At 61.0% G+C, this 2,622-nt stretch carries 3 protein-coding genes; 2 read left to right on the forward strand and 1 reads right to left on the reverse strand.

Features of this window, described 5'->3' with window-relative positions:
• Positions 1-47: 47 nt before the first annotated feature.
• Positions 48-185 carry a hypothetical protein gene (locus NW819_RS11290; RefSeq protein WP_414350758.1) on the reverse strand — a complete coding sequence of 46 codons (138 nt, stop codon included), beginning with the start codon at positions 183-185 and terminating at the stop codon, positions 48-50.
• A 1-nt stretch (position 186) separates the two neighbouring features.
• Between NW819_RS11290 and murD the strand changes: the two genes are divergently transcribed.
• Both murD and NW819_RS11300 read left to right on the forward strand, forming a co-directional pair.
• On the forward strand, positions 187-1,629 hold the full coding sequence (gene murD / locus NW819_RS11295; RefSeq protein ID WP_414413799.1) for a UDP-N-acetylmuramoyl-L-alanine--D-glutamate ligase: 1,443 nt from the start codon (positions 187-189) through the stop codon (positions 1,627-1,629).
• Positions 1,574-2,622, forward strand: a 1,049-nt coding sequence (locus tag NW819_RS11300) for an FtsW/RodA/SpoVE family cell cycle protein (protein WP_414413800.1), incomplete at its 3' end; no start/stop codon positions are given. The genes murD and NW819_RS11300, both read left to right, overlap by 56 nt.

Genomic DNA, 2,622 nt, shown 5'->3' on the forward strand with positions numbered 1-2,622 from the left:
CCGGCGGACTGGTCTCCAGCCTATTCCCAAGTTAGCCATCCAGGCGGCTAGGAAAACTCCATCCACTCCACCAACTGGTTACCCCCATAAGCAAGGGGAGTGTCGAACAAAAACATGCGGGTCAAGGACGTGACCGGTAAGATCCAAGCAGGGATCCCCAAATAAAGAAACGAAGTAGAAACCAACGTGCAACATCAAGTTTTGGGGTTAGGCATTGCGGGGCTGGCGGCAGCGCGGCTGTTGCGGGCCCAGGGCTATGAAGTGCTGGTTTGGGATGAGCAAGATTCCCCTCTTCTCAGACAGCGGCAGGCTGAGCTCAATCAAGAAGGGATCCCGGTTCGGCTGGGGCAGCCTTTTCAACTGGCCGAAGGGGTGAAGCAGGTGGTGGTCAGTCCAGGCATTGCTTGGGATCACCCGCTGCTGCAGGAGGTGCGTCAACAGGGAATCCCGGTGGTGGGGGAGGCGGAGCTGGCCTGGATCTATCTTGACCACCTACCCTGGGTGGGGATCACCGGCACCAACGGCAAAAGCACCACCACAGCTCTGGTGGCGGAGATGTTCAAGGCGGCGGGGCTGCAAGGGATCCCCTGCGGCAACATCGGCCTGCCCCTGTCGCAGGTGGCTTTGGCAACGCTCCAGGGAAAGCTCAAGCCGGATTGGATCGTGGCGGAGCTGAGCAGCTATCAGTTGGAAGCCAGCAGCCGCCTCATGAGCAGTACTCCTGGAGGGCCGCCGCGTATTGGGGTGTGGACCACCTTCACTCCCGATCACCTAGAACGGCACGGGACGCTGGAGCGCTATGCCAGCTTCAAGGCTCGCCTTTTGGATCGGGCCCAGTGGCGGGTGCTCAACGGCGAGGATCCCTACCTGTGCCGCCGCCGGCAGGACTGGGAAAATACCTATTGGACTTCCCTTGTTGCTACCCAAGGCTGTTGTGACCGGGATCCCACCGCAACCCTTGACCTGCGGGAAAACCGCCTCTACATCCAGGGGGAGATGGTGGCGGAGCTGGAGGACTTTGCAGAACGCTGCCCTGGCCAACACAACCTGCAAAACCTGCTCTTGGCGGCAGCAGCAGCGCGTCTGGCCGGGATCCCCAACGTTGCCATTCAAAAAGCCATCCGATCTTTTGCCGGCATGCCCCATCGACTGGAGCGGGTGGCGCAAATCCAGGTGGGATCCACCCCCATCCGCTTTGTCAACGACAGCAAGGCCACCAACTACGAGGCCGGCTGGGTGGCACTCAACGCCCTCTCCCCACCCATTATTCTGATTGCCGGGGGAAGGGCCAAGCAGGGGGATCCCGGCGCCTGGCTGCAGTTGATTCGGGCCAAGGTGGCCCGCGTGGTGCTGATGGGGGAGTCTGCCCCAGTGCTGGCAGAGGCCCTCCAGGGGATCCACTATACTGACGTTGAGCTGGTGCCAACCCTAGATGTAGCGGTGGAAAGAGCCTTTGCAGCGGCTTGTTCCCTTTCGCGTCAAGCTCAGAGCTTGGGGAAGCCCGCTCAACCCATCACCGTTTTGCTGTCCCCCGCCTGTGCCAGTTTTGACCAGTACTCCAGCTTTGAACACCGTGGCAACCATTTCCGAGCCTGCTGCCAAGCCCTCCAGGGATCCCTGGAATGCTGAGGCTCGCTGGCTGCGCTGGCTCACCTTGATCTGGCTGGTGCTGGGGCTGCTGATGCTGTTTTCCGCTTCCTACCCGGTGGCTCAGCGGATCACCGGCGATGGCCTCTACTTTTTCAAGCGCCAATTGCTCTGGGCCGGGCTGGGTCTGGGCTGTTTCTGGGCTCTGGTGCGGATCCCATTGCGGCGCTGGTTCCCCTGGGCCGGGATCCTCTGCTTGGTGGGAGTTGGCCTGGTGTGGGCCACCCAGGTGCCGGGGTTGGGGGTTTCCCGCCTGGAGGCCAGCCGCTGGCTGGATTTGAAGGTGATCCCCGTTATCCAGCCTTCAGAATTGCTCAAGCCCCTGTTGGTGTTGCAGGGATCCTGGATCTTTGGCCGCTGGTTTCACCATCCCCTCTGGTTCCGCATCCTCTGGGTGGTTATCTTCGCCTTTGCGCTCTTGGGGATCCTCGCCCAGCCCAACCTGGGCACCACGGCCATCTGCGGCCTTACCCTCTGGGTCATGGCTTGGACTGCCGGGATCCCAGCTTTCACCCTTTTGGCCACAGCGGGGCTGGGGATTCTGGCGGCTGTGGTGAGCATTCTCAGCAAAGATTACCAACGGCGGCGCATCCTGGCCTTTTTGGATCCCTGGGGTAACGCCCAAGGGGATGGCTATCAGTTGGTGCAAAGCCTGTTGGCCATTGGCTCCGGCGGCCTGTGGGGCAAAGGGTATGGCCTTTCCCAGCAAAAGCTGTTCTACCTGCCCATCCAATACACCGACTTTATCTTCTCGGTGTACGCAGAGGAGTTTGGCTTGGCCGGATCCCTGTTCTTTCTGGGGTTGCTGACCTTCTACACTCTGCTGGGCTGGCGGGTGATGGGGCGCTGTCGGGAGTTGACCATTCGCTTAGTAGCCTGCGGCTGCCTGATGTTTCTGGTGGGTCAGTCACTGATGAACATCGGCGTGGTCACCGGGGTTCTGCCCACCACAGGTGTGCCCCTGCCTTTGTTCAG

Source organism: Synechococcus sp. R8-2, from assembly GCF_047461715.1.
GTDB lineage: Bacteria > Cyanobacteriota > Cyanobacteriia > Thermostichales > Thermostichaceae > Thermostichus.